The following is a 17,396-nucleotide window of genomic DNA, read 5'->3' as shown; positions in this document are numbered from 1 at the left end:
CAAGCGTGAATATCGACCTTTAATATAACGAGTTATCTACACTTGTTGAGATGGGATGACATGCTTTTGGAAAAAATAGCGCGTTGTGGATTTCATTCTGACGCGGCAGCGGCGGGAGCATTGCCAAAAAGGGGAGGACGTCGCAGGGGATGGCACGGGGAAAAGAGATAGAAAACGGTTTCGCACGGCGGCGCGCGAGTGGGGCGGCGGCGGCCCTACCCTGTGAAAAGCATTACCCAGGGGAATGCGTAGGCGTCAACCGGAGGTTTCCGCCTTACCGGCCATCCGCGCCAGGAAATCATATTTCTGCTTCAGTTCTTTTTCCGCCGCCTGATACAGGGCGCTGGCGACGTCCGGCTGTTGGGTATTCAGCCGACGGAACCGCTGTTCGTTAAGCAGCGTGGCGGACAGATCGCTGGAGGGGGGCCGGGAGTCCAGCGCCAGCGATAGTTTGCCCTCTTCGCTGCGACGAGGGTCGAAGCGATACAGCGGCCAGAAGCCGGTGGCGGTCAGTTGGCGCATCTGGTCATGGCTCAGCGCCAAATCATAACCATGCTCTTCGAAGGGGCTATAGGCGATGATCAGGGACGGGCCTGGATAGGCCCCCGCTTCCTGTATGGCTTTCACCGTTTGATTCAACTGCGCTCCGAGGGAAATCTGTGCCACATAGACATGACCGTACATCATCATGCTAACGCCAAGATCTTTACGCGCCTTGCGCTTGCCCTGTTCACCGCATTTGGTCACCGCGCCGAGGGGCGTGGCTTTGGACTGTTGTCCGCCGGTATTGGAATAGCATTGGGTATCCAGGACCAGCACATTGACGTTTTCGGTCAGGCTCATCACATGATCCAGACCGCCAAAGCCGATATCGTCGGCCCAGCCGTCGCCGCCGATAAGCCAGATGGACTTATCCACCAGGTAAGCGGCGGCGTCCCGCGCCAGCTGACGCGCCGTGGTCTCTGCCGCATAGCCCAGCAGACGGCGCAATTCGCCGATGTGCCGCCGGCGTTCTTCCACCGGCGCCTCGGCGGCGCGCAGGCCCGCCACCAGCGCATCAGGTAACGACCCGGCGTGCTTATCCAGCAGACGCAACACCCGCTGGCGGTGGCTATCCACCGTTAGACGAAAGCCCAGGCCGAATTCCGCATTGTCCTCGAACAGCGAGTTGGCCCAGGCCGGACCGCGGCCGTTAGTGGTATAGGGCGTGGTGGGCAGGTTGCCGCCATAATAAATAGAAGAGCAACCGGTGGCGGTGGCGATAAGCACCCGGTCGCCATACAGCTGGGTCAGCAGCTTGATATACGGGGTTTCGCTACAGCCGGAGCAGGCGCCGGAGTATTCAAACAGTGGGGTAATCAGCTGCGAGGTGCGGATATCGATGCGCTCAAGCGTGCGGGTGTCGATTTCAGGCAGGTTGAGGAAGAAATCATAATGCACCTTCTCCTCTTCCACGTGCGCCAGACGCGATGCCATGTTAATCGCTTTGATTTCCAGGTTTTGCCGGTCTTTAGCTGGACAAACCTCAACGCACAGATTGCAGCCGGTGCAATCTTCCGGCGCCACCTGCAACACATACTTCTGGCCGCGCATATCGCGCGCCTTAACCTCAAGAGACGCCAAACCTGCCGACGCGTTCTCCAGCGCCTGTGGCGGGACGACCTTGGCGCGGATCGCGGCGTGGGGACAGGCGACGACGCAGTGGTTGCATTGGGTACACAGCGACGGTTCCCACAGCGGAATTTCTTCGGCGATGTTGCGCTTTTCCCAGCGCGTGGTGCCCATCGGCCAGCTGCCGTCCGGCGGCAACGCCGAAACGGGCAGGGCATCACCCAAACCGGCGAGCATGGCGGCGGTCACCACTTTGACGAAATCCGGCGCCACATCGGAGACGACCGGTGGGCGCACGGGGCTTGCCCCGTCGACCGGTTGTAGCACTACATTAAACAGCGTCTCGCGGGGCGCCGCCAGCGCCTGCCAGTTGCGCTCCACCAGTTCTTGTCCCTTGCTACTGTAGCTTTTGGCCACCGCCTGTTGCAGGGCGCTTAACGCTGTGTACGGCGGTAAAATACCGGACAGCTGGAAGAACGCCATCTGCATGACGGTGTTAATACGCGCGCCCAGCCGGCATTCGCGGGCAATCTGCTGGGCATTAATGACGTAAAAACGCGCCTGGCGCTCATTGAGCAGCGCCTGTACCTCTCTTGCGGCAGGCGCGGCCAGATTTCATCGGCGCCGTAGGGGGTATTCATCAGGAAAATACCGCCGTGACGCAGGCGCTCCTCCATCTGATATTTATCGATAAATTGCGATTGGTGGCAGCCGACAAAATCCGCCTCACCCACTAGATAGGCGGAATTAATGGGGTTCTCGCTAACCCGCAGATGGGAAACGGTTAATCCCCCCGCCTTTTTTGAATCGTAAACGAAATAGCCCTGGGCGAAGAGCGGCGTGGCGTTACCGATAATCTTGATGGAGTTTTTGGTCGCCGACACCGAGCCATCGCTGCCCAGACCGTAAAACAGCGCCTCCAGCCGCGACTGACGCGGCAGAGTCGCCTCGGGCAACGGCAGCGAGAGCTGAGTAACATCATCATAGATACCCACGGTAAAACGCGGCCGCGGCGCCGCCTGCGCCAGCTCGTTAAACACTGCCAGCACGCACGGCGGATCGAATTCTTTGGAAGACAGACCAAAACGGCCGCCGATGGTACGCGGCAGCGCGTCGCGTTCGCCCCGACTGTAGGCTTCCGCCAGCGCGGTCATCACATCAAGATACAGCGGTTCCGCCTGTGCCCCCGGCTCCTTGGTCCGGTCCAGCACCGCAATCGCCTTAACCGTCTGCGGTATGATCTCAAGCAAATGTCGGGCGGAGAAGGGGCGGAATAGCCGCACCTTGACCACCCCGACCTTTTCACCGCGAGTGAGCAGGGTATCAATCACCTCTTCACAGGTACCGGCGGCGGATCCCATCACGACAATGACCCGCTCGGCCTGCGGATGACCATAATATTCAAACGGCTTGTAGTGCCGGCCGGTGGCGGCGGCGAAGTCGTCCATTGCCTGCTCCACCTGCCGATAGGCGTCGTTGTACCAGGGGTTGGTGGCTTCCCGTGACTGGAAATAGGTATCGGGATTGGCGGAGGTGCCGCGGATCATCGGATTATCCGGCGTCAGCGCGCGGGCGCGGTGGGCGTCGATGGCGTCCTGGGGCAGCAGCGCTTTTAATGTGTCATCCGACAGCGGCGCGATTTTGTTAATTTCGTGGGAGGTGCGAAAGCCGTCAAAAAAGTGGATGAAGGGCAAACGGCTGTTTAGACTGGCCACCTGGGCAATCAGCGCGAAGTCCTGCGCTTCCTGGACGTTATTGGCGCACAGCATGGCGCAGCCGGTCTGGCGCACCGCCATGACGTCCGAATGGTCGCCAAAAATCGACAGCGCGTGGGTCGCAACGGTGCGCGCCGCCACATGCAGGACAAAAGGGGTCAACTGGCCGGCCAGCTTTTATAAAGCGTCGGGATCATCAGCAATAATCCCTGAGACGACGTGAACGAGGTGGACAGCGCGCCGGTTTGAAGCGCGCCGTGCACCGTGGCGATGGCGCCGGCTTCGGATTGCATCTCCACTACCCGCGGGGTGTCGCCCCAAATATTGGGCGTGCCGGTCTCGGACCAGGCATCGGCCTGCTCGGCCATGGTAGAACTGGGCGTGATGGGGTAGATGGCGATAACTTCGTTAATGCGGTAGGCCACCGAGGCGACTGCATTGTTCCCGTCTGTGGTGATCATGAGGACCCTTATCTGTGCTGCAGATGATAGCCGTGAAATCATTGGCTTATCATGAATTGCCGCAAGTATAGCAGTACTAACCCTGGGGGATTTTAGCTTTTGTGTGATGCAAGAAACGCGAGGAAAGACAGATGAAGTGTAAAGTCAATCGGCGGGTTCTCGACGAAAGCGCCCGCTGCCGCTACACTGGCTCTTCCAGACTATTCCTATTTTATCCTTGCGGAGCCCTTTGATGACGTTATCACGGTGGTTATTGGCTACCTCAGTCGTGTTACTGGTGGCGTGCAACAGCGATCCCAGTGTCAATGACGAACCCGAACAGCAGGGGACGGCGGTACGTATGCCGCGCCCGGTGCTGAGCCAGGCGGAACAGGCCGCCTGTAGCGGCGTCGGCGGCACGCTTACCGCCGCCCTGCAGTTGGATGGCTCCACCGTAGGAATGTGCCAGCTCACCGACGGCCGCCGCCTGCCGGCGCGCTGAGCCGGCAAATCGGGCGCGCAACGTCTTTGCCACCGCCCGTAAGCGATGCCGGTGAGTGGTCTCCTGCGCTTTGACCTCTGCCGGCGCGCTGAGCCGGTAGAGCGGACGCGCAATGCCTGTTCTCCTGCCGGCAAGCGGCGTTGGTGAGTGGGGCGCCTGCCGGGCGCCCTCGCGCTTAACGCCGGCCCGGGTTGATGGCGTCTACGCCGACGCTATGCGCGCCCGACGTTACGCGTTTACGAGGTTGGGGCATTCTTCTCCCCGCGCCAGCCGTTGGATATTCTGTAGTGTGGTCTGGCCGATATGCGTCAGCACCTCTTCGGTCAAGAAGGCCTGATGGCCGGTGAACAGTACGTTATGGCATGCCGATAGCCGCCGGAACACATAATCCTGTATGACGTCGTTGGATTTATCCTCAAAAAACAGATCGCGCTCGTTTTCGTAGACATCCATCCCTAACGCGCCAATCTTTTGCATTTTGAGTGACTCGATGGCCGCCTGGGAATCGATAAGGCCACCGCGGCTGGTATTGATGATCATGACGCCATCTTTCATTTGCGCGAAGGCCGCGCGGTTGGGCAGATGATGGTTTTCCGGGGTCAGCGGGCAATGGAGGGAAATGACGTCCGAGGCGGCATAGAGGCTCTGCAAATCCACATATTCGGCGCCCAGCTCCAGCGCCTGGGGGTTAGGATAGGGATCATACGCCAGCAGCCGCATGCCGAATCCGCGCAAAATACGCATTGCGGCGACGCCTATCTTGCCGGTGCCGATAATCCCGGCGGTGCGCTGATGCATATTGAAACCAATAAGCCCTTCAAGAGAAAAGTTGGCATCGCGGGTGCGCTGGTACGCCCGGTGAATGCGCCGATTAAGACACATCATCATGCCCACCGCATGCTCCGCCACCGCTTCCGGTGAATAGGCGGGTACCCGCACCACCTGAATGCCTAACGCCCGCGCTGCCGCGAGATCGACATTATTAAAGCCGGCGCAGCGCCAGGATGGTGATGCCCAACGCCGCCAACTGCTCTAGCACCTCCCGGCCGCCGTCGTCGTTGACGAAAAGGCAAACCGCGTTGCAGCCCTCGGCGGTTTTGGTGGTGCGGGGCGTTAACAGGAAATCGAAATATTCCATCTCGAAGCCGAACGCCTCATTAACCTGGGACAAATATTTATGATCGTAATTTTTGGTACTGTATACAGCGACTTTCATTATTTCGTCTCCTTGACAATCCGGCGAGCGTAGCAGATGGCCATTACAGGCACAATGCGGCGTCGGTTATCGGCAATATAGTCCTCTGGTAGGATATGTTATTGTGGGCGGGTTTGTCAGCCACAAGGACTGTCATGCCCCGGACATTAATACCGCTCGGCGTTTTGCGCCGCCCCTTGCGCAATGTTGCGCTGATGTTATTGCTGCTCTTTCTGCTGTTGCTCGCGCTATGGCTCACCCTGCCGCGCTGGTTACCGACGCTGGCCAATAGGTCGCCGTACAGCTGCCGGCCTTTCGCCTTAGCCGTCCCGATTGCGTCTGGCTGCGCAGCGACGGCGGCGATCTGACCCGCCGCGCCGGCGCCTGGCGGTTGCATTTCATCGACCTGCGTCTAGACACCGCCTGCGTAGACCAATCGACGTCAACGACCTCCGCACGGGATCCGCTTGCGCAATGGCAAGGGTTGCCGGCATTTAGCGTGCTTATCGACCGGCTGACGGTAGCCCCCTGGCAGGAGTGGGCAGGCCGCCTGACCCTGACGCATGCGGGGCCAGGCACCCGGTTCGCTTATCAAAGCGATAAACTGGCGGCCGAGCTGGCCCTTGACGATCGCCAATTGACCCTGGAGCGCCTGTCCCTGAACGGCGCGCCCGCTCCCGCGCCGGTAGTCTTACAGGGGAAACTCACCCAGGCCCCCGGCGCCCGGCTGCTGCCCGAGCGCGGGGCCGTGCAGGGTGGCCTTACCCTGGCGAACGGTACGGCGCTTACCTTTGATCTCAACTGGCGTCAACAGCAGGGTGTGCTGTCGATTACCGATAGCCAGAACGGCATGACGCTGGTGCATCTGCCGTGGCGCCTTTCCGCGCGAGAGTGGGTGGTGAGCGATGGACGGTGGCGTTGGCCTTACGCCACCCAGGCGCTGGCGGGGGGAATTGCCCTGACGCTGACCGACTGGCGCGACGGTCTGGCCGGCCTCGGCGTCAGCGCGCGGCTCAACGTGCTGACGCAGGGATTACGTGGGCGCGCCAACGCGGTGTTGAATATCGGTCCTGGCCCGCTGCGGCTGACGGATAATCGCCTGCCGTTTCGCCTCAACGGCATGGTACATGACAACACTCTTTCGCTGGATGCCGCTATCCCCGGCGAATTGCGCGGCGATGTTACCGCCCCGTATCTTGCCTTGTTGCCTGGCGCGCTTTTGCGTCTGGTCGGGGGCGTGTCGGACGTGTTTGACATCGATAGCGCGCGTTTGCCCCTAGCCTGTGTTCAGCTGTCCTCCGTGGGGGTGAAACGGCCGGCTACAGGCCATTTTACAGGCCAGAGCCGGAAACCATGGGCGTTTTACACTGCATTTGGACGGTAAAGCGGTGAACTTCTGGCCCGACGCCGGCGATTGGCGGCTGTGGGGTAATGGCGAGCAGTGGCCGTTTGGCGCATTGCCGGTCGCGGTGCCTGGCAGGACCACATTCTGCGTCTGAGCGCGGCACAGGGGGAAATGGATCGTTTTCGCTATGGTCTTATCGATGCCCGCCCCGCGGTTGACGCTGGCGCTAAGCGGGCGTAGTCCAGACAATTGGCGCTGGCGTGGAACGCTACAGGCGGGCGCGCTGGGGCCCGTGCAATTGAATGGGCGTTGGGACGGGGCGCGGCTGCGCGGCCAGGCCTGGTGGCCGAAACAGCCGCTACGGGTGTTCGTGGGCATCCGGCGGCGCCAGGGCGAATTTTATGCGCAGAGCGCCTTTTCCGCCTCGGCGGATCAAGGCTTTATCGCCGGCGGTCACGGTGTGCTGACCGGGGGGGATCTCTGGTACGGCAACAGCCGTTTGGTCGGCGTTCGGCTGTCGCTATCCTACCGCCTGGCGCAAAGCCGTTGGCAGTTAGGGATCCGCCAGCCGGCTGCATTGCACATCGATGAAATCATCTCCTCTATAGCCTTGCGTGAGCTGGATACCGGCCTGAAAGGTTTCTATCCCTTTGATGACGACCATCCGCTCACCTTAACCCACATGACGTTGAAAACTCTTGGCGGTCAAGTATCTTTAACCCCGCTGCGGCTGCCGCAGCACGCGCCAGCGGTGCTGAAGGTGCAGGGTGTGGAAATGAGCGAGCTTATCACCGCGTTAAAACCCAAACAGTTCGCCATGTCCGGGCAGGTAAGCGGCGAGCTGCCGCTGTTGCTTGATGATGCGAGCCAGCTTATCCCCTGCGGTTGGATTGCCAGCGATAATTTGATGACATTGCGTCTGGATCCCCAGTTCGCCGACGCGCTCGCCGCCCGCGATTTCGCCACCGCCGCCGACGTTGATTGGCTGCGCTATATGGAAATCAGCCGGCTACGCGCCACGTTGAATCTCCGCCGCGCGGGAGACCTGACTCTCGACGCCAACATTGCCGGAACGGGCGCCCACGCCTCCGCGCGGCGCGCGGTGCGCCTTAATTACTCGCATCAGGAAAATATTTGGCAGCTGTGGCGTAGTTTGCGCTTCGGCGGCCGGGTGGAACAACTATTGGAAAAACAGGCGGCCGCCGAAGCACCTGCCGAAGGGGAGCCTTAATGCATTAGATCAAGAGCCTGATTGCGCTACTGTCGCCGTTGCTTTTTACGCAGTGCGTACCGCGTATTGAAATCGCCACGCCGACCGCGCCGATAACCATTAACATCAAAGTCAAGGTCGAGCACGATATCCTCATAAAGGCCGACCCGCAAAGCGAGGCGCTGCTAAATCGCGATCGGGCCGCATCCGAGACATCAGCGCGCGTTTGTTTTTTACCAATCCTTCCGGACCCTGTTCGCTGTAGCGGAAGGTCACGCCGGCGCGGGCGATCAAATCGAAGTAGTTTTTCAACTGGCTGGGGATCGCGAAGTTGTACATAGGCGCGGTCAACACCAGCACATCATTATCCTGCAATTCATTCATCAGCGCGTCGGATAATTCCAGCGTCTGCTGCTGACGCGGGGTTAAGGTGGCGTCGGAAGGACGTAGCGCCCCGACCAGTTCACCATCCAGCTCCGGGACCGGCTCGGCGCCCAAATTGCGCACGGTAATCTCGTCGCCTGAATGCTGCTGGCGCCACTGCTCAATGAAATGGTCAGCCAACGGATTCGATTGGGAAAAGGTGGCCAGAATACTGGACTTGACTACCAAAACTTTGCTCATGGGTATTCCTTAATGAAGACGGGTTCAACAACCTGACGTTTACTCTAGGCAACTTAGCGCCGGGGTGAAAGCGCAATAATTCGAGTTGTTCATTCGAAAATACTGAACAATACCGGGAACCCTCGGGTGCCGCGCCGGATTATGGTAGAATGGGGGCCAATAATAAGTTGAAGAGAACGGCTGGCCGGGCGCGCACGTCCGGCCGCAGGTAGAGGAAAGACAACGTGAATTCACCCCTTGCGGCACTGACCGCCACGCTGGACGATGTCATGATCCGCGACAAAACGGTGCTTAAACGCCTCCTGCGGGGCGCCGCAAAACGGCCGTTGTCCGGCGAGCAGCAGCAACGCTGGCAGCGGGAAATGGAAACCGCCATTGCCGCTTCGCGGCAGCGGGTGCTGGACCGCCGCGCGGCCGTGCCCTTCATCACTTACCCAGAAAATTTACCCGTCAGCCAGAAACGTCAGGCGATTCTTGAGGCGGTATGGGACCATCAAGTGGTCATCGTGGCGGGTGAAACCGGTTCAGGTAAAACCACGCAGCTGCCAAAAATCTGTCTGGCGCTCGGGCGGGGCGTTACCGGCATGATCGGCCATACGCAGCCGCGAAGGCTGGCGGCGCGCAGCGTGGCCGATCGTATCGCCGGCGAACTGGAGACCCCGCTCGGGGGCGCCGTCGGCTACAAGGTGCGGTTCAACGATCAAATTGGCGACAATACTCTGGTGAAGCTGATGACCGACGGCATACTGCTCGCGGAGATCCAGCAGGATCGCCTGTTGCTGCAGTACGACACGCTGATTATTGACGAAGCCCACGAGCGCAGCCTCAATATCGATTTTATTCTCGGCTATCTGTATCAGTTGCTGCCGCGTCGACCCGATTTGAAAGTGATCATTACCTCCGCCACCATCGATCCGGAGCGCTTCTCGCGCCACTTTCATCACGCGCCGATTATTGAAGTTTCCGGGCGCACCTATCCGGTGGAGGTGCGCTACCGCCCGCTGGCGGAACAGACGGACGACGAGGGGGATCAGGCTCAGGGCATCTACGATGCGGTGCAGGAACTAGGTAAAGAAGGGCCGGGAGACATTCTGATTTTCTTGAGCGGCGAGCGGGAAATCCGCGATACCGCCGACGGCCTCAATCGGCTCAATTTGCCCCATACCGAGGTGTTGCCCCTGTACGCGCGCTTATCTAACGCCGAACAGAATCGGGTGTTTCGATCCCATTCCGGGCGGCGCATCGTGCTGGCGACCAACGTGGCGGAAACGTCGCTGACGGTCCCAGGGATCAAATACGTCATTGACCCCGGTACGGAGCGGATCAGCCGTTACAGTTTCCGAACCAAGGTACAGCGCTTGCCTATCGAGCCGATTTCCCAAGCGTCGGCCAATCAGCGAAAAGGCCGCTGCGGCCGCGTGTCGGAAGGTATCTGTATCCGCCTCTATTCCGAGCAGGATTTTCTCTCGCGCCCGGCCTTTACCGACCCCGAAATACTGCGCACCCATTTGGCGTCCGTCATACTGCAAATGACGGCGCAGGGGCTCGGTGATATCGCTGCGTTTCCGTTTGTGGAAGCCCCCGATAAGCGTCATATCCAGGATGGCGTTCGGCTACTGGAAGAACTGGGCGCGCTGGAGGGCGAAACGGCCGAGGGATATCGCCTGAGTCCCCTTGGCCGGCAATTGGCCCAGTTGCCGCTGGATCCGCGCCTGGCGCGCATGGTACTTGCGGCCCGCAGCGGCGGCTGCGTGCGTGAGGTGATGATTATCGCTGCCGCGCTGTCTATCCAGGATCCGCGCGAACGGCCCATGGACAAAAAGCAGGCATCGGATGAAAAGCCCCGCCGCTTCGCGGACAAAGAGTCTGATTTTCTCGCTTTTGTCAATTTGTGGGATTACCTCCAGACGCAGCAAAAAGCATTATCCTCCAGCCAGTTGCGCCGCCAGTGCCGGGTGGATTTTCTCAGCTATTTGCGCGTGCGGGAATGGCAGGACGTCTATACCCAACTGCGCCAGACCGTTAAAACTCTGGGCCTGCCGATCAATGCCCAACCCGCCGATTATCGGTCGCTGCATAGCGCGCTGTTGACCGGCTTATTGTCCCATATTGGACAAAAAGACACCGATAAACCGGAGTACACCGGTACCCGCAATGCCCGTTTCGCGCTTTATCCCGGCTCTGCGTTGTTCAAAAAACCGCCCAAATGGACCATGGTCGCGGAGCTGGTGGAAACCAGCCGGCTATGGGGCCGGATTTTGCCGCCCGCATCGAACCGAAGTGGATAGAGCCGCTGGCGCATCACCTGGTGAAACGCAGTTACAGCGAACCCCATTGGGAGAAGGCCGCCGGCGCGGTCATGGCCGCGGAACGGGTGACGCTTCTGGGGCTGCCCATCGTCATCGGCCGGAAGGTCAACTATGGCGCCATTGATCCGGCGCTTTGCCGCGCGCTGTTTATTCGCCATGCGCTGGTGGAAGGGGATTGGCAGACCCGTCATCCCTTTTTCCGCGCCAACCGGCGGCTGCTCGATGAGGTTGAGGAGCTGGAGCATAAATCCCGGCGCCGGGATATTTTGGTGGACGATGAAACGCTGTTCGCGTTTTACGACGGGCGTATCGGTGAAGAGGTGGTATCGGCGCGCCATTTCGATAGCTGGTGGCAGCGGATGCAGAAGGCCGATCCCGAGCGGCTCAATTTTGAAAAAACCATGCTGGTACGCGCGGGGGCGGAAGCCATCAGTGCGGTTGACTATCCTAATACTTGGCGCCAGGGCAGCCTGAAACTGCGGCTGAGTTACCAGTTTGAACCGGGCAGCGATGCCGACGGCGTCACGGTGCATATCCCGCTGCCGCTGCTGAATCAAGTTTCGCCGCAGGGGTTTGACTGGCAAATTCCCGGCATACGGCGGGAGTTGGTGATTGCGCTGATTAAATCGCTTCCTAAACCGTTACGGCGTAACTTTGTTCCGGCGCCGAATTATGCCGAGGCTTTCCTTGAGCGTGTGACGGCCGGCGACACGCGGCTGCTGGACGCCCTGGAGTGCGAACTGCGGCGCATGAGCGGCGTGACCATCGAGCGAGAGGCCTGGCAACTGGACCAGGTGCCCGATCATGTGAAAATGACCTTCCGGGTGGTGGATGAGCAACAAAAAACCCTGGCCGAGGGCAAAGATCTGGACAGTCTGAAAGCCCAGCTTAAAGACAGCGTTCAGCAGACCCTGGCGGCGGTAGCGGAGGAAGGGCTGGAGCAGGAGAATGTGCAAAGTTGGCATTTCGGCTCCCTACCGCAGCGGTTTGAGCAGAAAAAGGGCGGCTATCGGCTTATGGCTTGGCCGGCGCTGGTGGACGAGCGGCAAAGCGTCGCCATCAGGCTGTTTGAGACCGAAGAGCAGCAGCGGCGGGCCATGTGGCAGGGCGTACGCCGCCTGCTGCTGCTCAATATTCCCTCGCCGATCAAATATCTGCATGAAAAATTGCCCAATAAAGCCAAACTGGGGCTCTATTTCAATCCTTACGGCAAGGTGCTGGAGCTGATAGACGATTGTATCAGCTGCGGCGTGGATAAACTGATGGCGGAACAGGGCGGGCTGGTGTGGCAGGAGCAGGACTATTTGCGGCTACAAGAGCATGTGCGCGGCCATCTTAACCCGGTGGTGGTCGACATCGCCAGTCTGGTGGAGCAAATTCTAAGCGTGGTGTTCGCCATCAATAAGCGGCTGAAAGGGAAAGTCGATCTTAGCCTGGCGCTGGCGATGTCCGATATCAAAAGCCAGCTCGACGGCCTGGTGTACCGCGGCTTTGTCACCGCGAGCGGCGGCTGGCGGACATTTTACGCTATTTGCGCGCCATCGAACGCCGCCTGGATAAATTGGCCATCGATCCGCATCGGGACCGTGCGCAGATGCTGAAAGTGGAAGCGGTGCAGCAGAGCAGGCGTGGCGGCAATGGTTGGCCAAACTCCCGGCCGCCCGGCGAGAAGAGGAGGCTGTGGCGGACATTCGTTGGATGATTGAAGAGCTCAGGGTCAGCTTTTTTGCCCAACAGCTGGGGACGCCGCCCCCCGTCTCGGAAAAACGCATTTAGCAGGCCATGGATCTTATTCAGCCGTAAACCGTGCGTTAAAGGTGCCGGCGCTTAGGGCGCCGGCTTATTCCGCTCCCCGGCGCTGAGTTGCGTCAGTTGGTCGCGAATCGCGGTAATAGCCAACGCGCGGTTATCGGCCCGGTAGCGGTCTTTCGTCAGAGGCGCCGAACTTTGGATGGCTATCAATCGCCAGCCGGTCAAGGTATAGAGCATGAGCGGCGAGCCGCTGTCGCCAGGCAGCGTGTCGCAGCGGTGCGATGGCACCGCACGCTGCGCCCAGCCGGTAATCTGACAGTTTTCATGGCGATAGAGCGTATCGAGATGATCCTCGGGATAACCGGCCTGCGTAACGTGCCGTTCTGCTTGTTTCAACTGTAAGGTTAACTCTTCGCGATCGCCTTCCCAAAGCGGCAGCGGCTTTAATGCCGTGAAAGCCTGTTTCAGGCGAATTAACGCAAAATCTTCCCCGGCCGCCGACGGTGGTACCACCCAGCTATCCCCGGCGGGTTTCAATCGTTTGCCTAGCGAAGAGGAGACCAGTGTTTCGATCGCGCTGGTCTGATAGCGCCAGCGCTGGTGGTCGGCGACAAAACGTAACATAACGGCGGCGTCAGCACACAATGGCCGGCCGTCAACGCCAGATGCGCAGAGATAAGCGTGGCGGTACACAAATTGCCGCTGGCGGTTTCCACCTGGCCAATAGCCTGCCACGGCCAACCGGTGGGATCCATAATGGCCTGACGTTGGTCGTGGCCGAAGAAAAGCGTGCGCTGCTCGTCGCTCAATGCGGCGGCGGCGCGGGACAAAGGGATCATCGTGACCAATAACACCAGCAATGGCGCAATACGCATAGAAAGACGTGCCTTATGATTATCTCGAGATTCATCCGTGCGGCGTTTACTCACTATAGCCGATAATAGTCACTAAGGAGAGTAAAAAACGTTGTGTTTCAGTCGGCTAAAGGCAGCCTGCCGTAGGCTGTCCGTCTGTCGGGTAGTCAGAGGTAGAATGACGTACTAATTAGCGCGCAGAGGATCAAGACGCCCAGAATAATTTCATAGCGATAACGTCGCAGCATATAGACCGGACCCTAATAAAGCGACACCCGGAATTCCGGGTGTCGCGGTAGAGCGATTTTCCGCGGACCAGGCCCGCGAAGACCCTGGCCGAGCGCGGCGGTGAGGGGGAGTAACCGCCGGTCGGCAGGGGTTACCTCAATTAAGCGGCAGGCGTGGCGGCAGCGGCTTTCGGCGCGGCTTTGGTGTGTTTTTTCACGTGTTTCTTCGCGGCCTGGGCAGTTTGGGTGGCTGCAACTTTTTTATGCTTCTTAACGGGTTTCTTAGCCGCCTGAGCAGTTTGTGCCGGTGCGGTTTTCTTGGCTTTTTTGTGTTTTTTGACGTGATGCATGGTTTTTGCCGGCGCCGTTTGGGTGCTGCTGCTGCCGGCGGCCGGTGCGGTGGTGGTATCAGCGGCGAAAGCTGCGCTTGACAATCCCATGGTGGCGGCAACAATCAGTGCGAAAATTTTTTTCATTATCATATCCTCAGCATTGCGGTTTCGGTGACAACCCCGAGTCGGGGCCGATGACGGAAGTTTAGGAGAAGGCGCGCGCGTTGTAAGTAAGTGAATGGTATCGCTCTGTAACCGTTTGTACGACGTGCGGGTCACTATGACTCTGGGAGATCACGCCTTGAGGTTAGGCAGTCATATCCGACGTCACCTTCCGCTGCCGCCACGCCTTGGCCGCCGGCTGAGGGGAAGCATGCTACCGTGGGCTCGAAAGTCATAGCGGATATTAGTTACAACATACGATGGGTTTGAATCATTTTTACCCCTCGGCAGACGCTACCGCTAAAACAACGCATCAGAGCAGAGCGGGCTAGACTAACCGTGTGGGAAAGCGGCCGCCGATTTGAGCGGCCAGCGGAACAGAAAACGGGCGCCGCCCAGATGGCTTTCGCCGACGCTAATCTCGCCACCATAGGCGAGGGCGATGGAGTGAACGATGGCCAACCCCAGGCCGCAGCCGCCGGTGGTGCGATCGCGGCTTGGATCCAGGCGGACAAAGGGCTCGAAAATCCGTTCGCGTTCTGCCGCCGGAATCCCCGGGCCGTCATCATCGACCTGCAGATATCCCCAGTCGCCCTGCTAGCCGAGACGGATGCTGATGCTTTGACGGCTGTAGCGCAGCGTGTTGTTTACCAGATTATCCAGCACTCGTTCGGTAAGCCGTTCATCCAGGGGACCGAAATCTCCCCCGGCGGGGACCTCCTGCGCAATAGCGTGCTCCGGATGCAGGGTGCGCATATCCTCGATTTTCTCGCCGAGCCAGCGCGGTAGATCAAAGGCGGTCAGATTAAGCACCACCTGCGGCCGGTCGAGCCGGGCGAACGTCAACAGCTCATCGATAAGCCCCTCCAACTGGGCAATGTCATGATTCAGACGTTCTTGCTCATCCGGGGCCACGCCTTCGCTCATCGCCAGCCGGTAGCGCAAGCGTACCAGCGGCGTTCGCAGCTCGTGGGCGATGCCGTCGATAAGCCGTTTTTTACTGGCGATGAGCGTATTGACGCTATCCGCCATTTGGTTGAAAGCGATACCCAGCCGATAGAGACTGGAGGCGCTGTCAAAATGGGTACGCTCATTGAGATGGCCCTGGCCGAGACGCTGCGCGGCCAGCTCCAGCTTCAGCATGTCCTGCCAGTGCGGGCGCATCCAGACGAATACCGGAAAGGCCAGCGACAGGCCTATCATGACCAGTAGCGCCAAATCCAGCAGGCGCATCTCGTGCAGAAAGAATAAATAGGGGATCGGCCCGACCGCCAGCACGTAATTACTGCGCGGAATACGCTGGATAAAGGTGTATTCATCATCAAAGGCGATGATTTCGCCACGCCGTAAACGCCGGTCCGAATCCGGCCGTAGGCGGAATTTTTTCATCGACTCGATATGCAACTTGAACGACAAATTGAGATCAAGATGGTTGATGGTTTTGTTCCAGTCGCGCGGCGGGATGGCGCGCAGTTCACTTTTCATCAGATAAAGCGAGCTTTTCATCAAATGATCAAGGGATTTGCGGCCGGCGCGCTCGGCGGTGACTTTGTAGACCAGTCCCACCAATAGCGTCATGATCAGAAAGCAAACGAACAAAAGCAGGTAGAACTGGATAAAGAGCTTTCTCATGGCCGGGTGCGGTCCCAGGCGTTGGGGGCTAACAAATAGCCTTATTGCGGATGGTTTTAATACGAAACGGCTCAAGGGCGCTGTCGTCGAGCTTTTTACGCAGACGGGATATCGCCACGTCGATGCTGCGGTCCAGGCCGTCATAACTGACGCCGCGCAGCTTTTTCAGCAGCGCCTCGCGATCCATTATCTGCCCGGCATGGCAGGCGAGCTCCCAGAGCAGTTCAAAGTCCGCCGTGGAGAGCAAAACGGTGTGGCCGTCGAGGATCACCTGACGATTGATGGCGTCGATACTCAGTTGACCAAAGTGCAGCACGCTGGCGGTGCTCGCGGCGGCGGGGGACGCAGGCGCGCGCGCCGCGCCGCTATTCTGGCGCAAATGCAGCCGTACTCGGGCCAGCAACACCGCGGGCGGCGTCGTTTTAAGAATATAATCGTTGGCGCCCATCTCCAGCGCCAGCACATGATTCATATCGCTGTCCAGCGAGGTCAACAAGACGATAGGGCCCGCGTAGCAGGGACGTAAATCCCGGCACAGCGTCATACCGTCTTTGCCGGGCAACAAGATATCCAGCAGCACCAGATCGGGCGCGGGCGCCTCGATAACCTCCAGCGCCGGGTTGCCGCGCGGCTCCACAATCACCTCGAAGTCGTGCTTACCCAGCCTGGCGGCTATCAGAGTGTCGACTTCGCTATCGTCTTCTACATATACGATCTTGTTCATCAATAGACTTCACCGCTTTCCAACGCCAACATCCCCGCCCAGAGCATACCGCCACTCGCGCCTCGACGCCACGTGCCGGGATAAATGATTTGTTAACAGCAATAAAGGTGAGATCCCGGCCACAAATGTTGACAAAGAGGGGGCGATTGCGCGTGACCATGTCAACTTTTAGCACTTGCCGATGCGGCTTAGCACCTATTATCCCGACCGTTATGATATAGTGCGAAACGGGCGAAAGGCGAGCGGCGCCAAACGGTTTAGAGAGGAACGGGCGAGATGAGCAAACCTCAGTTTGCAAATGCCGAGCAGGGTGAAGCCTTTTGCTTCGATTACACGGATTATCTCTCCGCGAGCTGTAAGAAACGCTGGAGCTTCATCGACGCGATATACGGCGTTATTCCCATTTTCGGCATGGTCACGCGCAAGGCCGCGGCGAGTAGCCAGACCGATCAGGAGAAGCTGAAAGCGTTGGCGTTGCAGGTTCTTTCAACCCAGGTGAATGATGAAACGAATATTATCCGGCTAATCACGCTTGCCGGCCAGCAGGGGCTGACCCGCTTTGATATTCAATTGCCTTACGCTCTCGAAGGGGAGCAACTGGCGCAGATCCGCCAGGAAGTTGGCTCACCGCTGCAACTCACCCAACAAGATGAGCGGCTGCTTATACGTCTGCCTATCCCTAACGCCGCCACCTCGGCCTGAAACGCGCGCCTTGATCTGACTAACGTCTGCGCCGCCTGTCTTCGGGTGCCAGGGGCTAGG

The 17,396-nt window shown here is 59.2% G+C and carries 7 protein-coding genes and 8 pseudogenes; 7 read left to right on the top strand and 8 right to left on the bottom strand.

Annotated elements, in window-relative coordinates; genetic code table 11:
* Positions 1–255: 255 nt before the first annotated feature.
* Positions 256–3,787, bottom strand: a pseudogene (nifJ, locus tag SOPEG_RS13120) (pyruvate:ferredoxin (flavodoxin) oxidoreductase).
* Positions 3,788–4,040: 253 nt separating this feature from the next.
* On the opposite strand from nifJ, the gene SOPEG_RS13110 reads away from it, so the two are divergent.
* Positions 4,041–4,268 (top strand): DUF333 domain-containing protein, encoded by a 228-nt coding sequence (locus SOPEG_RS13110; protein WP_236851474.1) that lies wholly within the window; start codon positions 4,041–4,043, stop codon positions 4,266–4,268.
* Positions 4,269–4,496: 228 nt separating this feature from the next.
* Here SOPEG_RS13110 and SOPEG_RS13105 read toward each other — a convergent pair.
* Positions 4,497–5,484 (bottom strand): annotated as a pseudogene (locus tag SOPEG_RS13105) (2-hydroxyacid dehydrogenase).
* 283 nt (positions 5,485–5,767) lie between these two features.
* Here SOPEG_RS13105 and SOPEG_RS26435 point away from each other — a divergent pair.
* The 4 genes and pseudogenes from SOPEG_RS26435 to SOPEG_RS30915 form a co-directional block, all read left to right on the top strand.
* Positions 5,768–6,847: an intermembrane phospholipid transport protein YdbH family protein gene (locus tag SOPEG_RS26435; RefSeq protein ID WP_470252320.1), complete on the top strand. Its 1,080-nt coding sequence runs from the start codon at positions 5,768–5,770 to the stop codon at positions 6,845–6,847.
* Positions 6,837–6,962 (top strand): hypothetical protein, encoded by a 126-nt coding sequence (locus tag SOPEG_RS31210; RefSeq protein WP_470250545.1) that lies wholly within the window; start codon positions 6,837–6,839, stop codon positions 6,960–6,962. The genes SOPEG_RS26435 and SOPEG_RS31210 overlap by 11 nt, the downstream gene beginning before the upstream one ends.
* Positions 6,963–6,995: 33 nt before the next feature.
* Complete coding sequence (locus tag SOPEG_RS31205; protein ID WP_081743009.1) at positions 6,996–8,039, top strand: intermembrane phospholipid transport protein YdbH family protein; 1,044 nt, start codon at positions 6,996–6,998, stop codon at positions 8,037–8,039.
* An 8-nt stretch (positions 8,040–8,047) separates the two neighbouring features.
* Positions 8,048–8,206 (top strand): annotated as a pseudogene (locus SOPEG_RS30915) (YnbE family lipoprotein); the annotation flags it as partial.
* A gap of 13 nt (positions 8,207–8,219) precedes the next feature.
* Here SOPEG_RS30915 and SOPEG_RS13095 read toward each other — a convergent pair.
* Positions 8,220–8,642: pseudogene (locus SOPEG_RS13095) on the bottom strand (NAD(P)H-dependent oxidoreductase); the annotation flags it as partial.
* Between the two features lie 269 nt (positions 8,643–8,911).
* Here SOPEG_RS13095 and hrpA point away from each other — a divergent pair.
* A pseudogene (hrpA, locus tag SOPEG_RS30910) lies at positions 8,912–12,727 on the top strand (ATP-dependent RNA helicase HrpA).
* 51 nt (positions 12,728–12,778) lie between these two features.
* On the opposite strand, the pseudogene SOPEG_RS13085 reads toward hrpA, so the two are convergent.
* The 5 genes and pseudogenes from SOPEG_RS13085 to rstA form a co-directional block, all read right to left on the bottom strand.
* Positions 12,779–13,578: pseudogene (locus SOPEG_RS13085) on the bottom strand (trypsin-like serine peptidase).
* A 146-nt stretch (positions 13,579–13,724) separates the two neighbouring features.
* Positions 13,725–13,805 carry a small membrane protein YdgU gene (gene ydgU, locus SOPEG_RS31200; RefSeq protein WP_470252319.1) on the bottom strand — a complete coding sequence of 27 codons (81 nt, stop codon included), beginning with the start codon at positions 13,803–13,805 and terminating at the stop codon, positions 13,725–13,727.
* A gap of 140 nt (positions 13,806–13,945) precedes the next feature.
* Complete coding sequence (asr, locus tag SOPEG_RS13080; protein ID WP_025245688.1) at positions 13,946–14,260, bottom strand: acid resistance repetitive basic protein Asr; 315 nt, start codon at positions 14,258–14,260, stop codon at positions 13,946–13,948.
* A 351-nt stretch (positions 14,261–14,611) separates the two neighbouring features.
* Positions 14,612–15,910: pseudogene (gene rstB / locus SOPEG_RS13075) on the bottom strand (two-component system sensor histidine kinase RstB).
* A pseudogene (gene rstA, locus SOPEG_RS13070) lies at positions 15,907–16,634 on the bottom strand (two-component system response regulator RstA). The pseudogenes rstB and rstA overlap by 4 nt, the downstream one beginning before the upstream one ends.
* Positions 16,635–16,910: 276 nt before the next feature.
* On the opposite strand from rstA, the gene SOPEG_RS13065 reads away from it, so the two are divergent.
* Positions 16,911–17,336 (top strand): hypothetical protein, encoded by a 426-nt coding sequence (locus SOPEG_RS13065; protein ID WP_025245687.1) that lies wholly within the window; start codon positions 16,911–16,913, stop codon positions 17,334–17,336.
* The last annotated feature ends 60 nt before the right edge of the window (positions 17,337–17,396 follow it).

The sequence above is a fragment of the Candidatus Sodalis pierantonius str. SOPE genome, assembly GCF_000517405.1.
GTDB classification, from domain to species: domain Bacteria; phylum Pseudomonadota; class Gammaproteobacteria; order Enterobacterales; family Enterobacteriaceae; genus Sodalis_C; species Sodalis_C pierantonii.
Note: the sequence above shows the minus strand (reverse complement) of the source record. Positions and strands in the feature narration are given on the sequence as shown.

What these genes read in the sequence shown, in the direction of transcription:
- SOPEG_RS31205 (WP_081743009.1), top strand. Translation starts at nt 6,996, where the DNA reads ATGGTCTTATCGATGCCCGCCCCGCGGTTGACGCTGGCGCTAAGCGGG.
- ydgU (WP_470252319.1), bottom strand. Translation starts at nt 13,805, where the DNA reads ATGCTGCGACGTTATCGCTATGAAATTATTCTGGGCGTCTTGATCCTC.
- asr (WP_025245688.1), bottom strand. Translation starts at nt 14,260, where the DNA reads ATGAAAAAAATTTTCGCACTGATTGTTGCCGCCACCATGGGATTGTCA.
- SOPEG_RS13065 (WP_025245687.1), top strand. Translation starts at nt 16,911, where the DNA reads ATGAGCAAACCTCAGTTTGCAAATGCCGAGCAGGGTGAAGCCTTTTGC.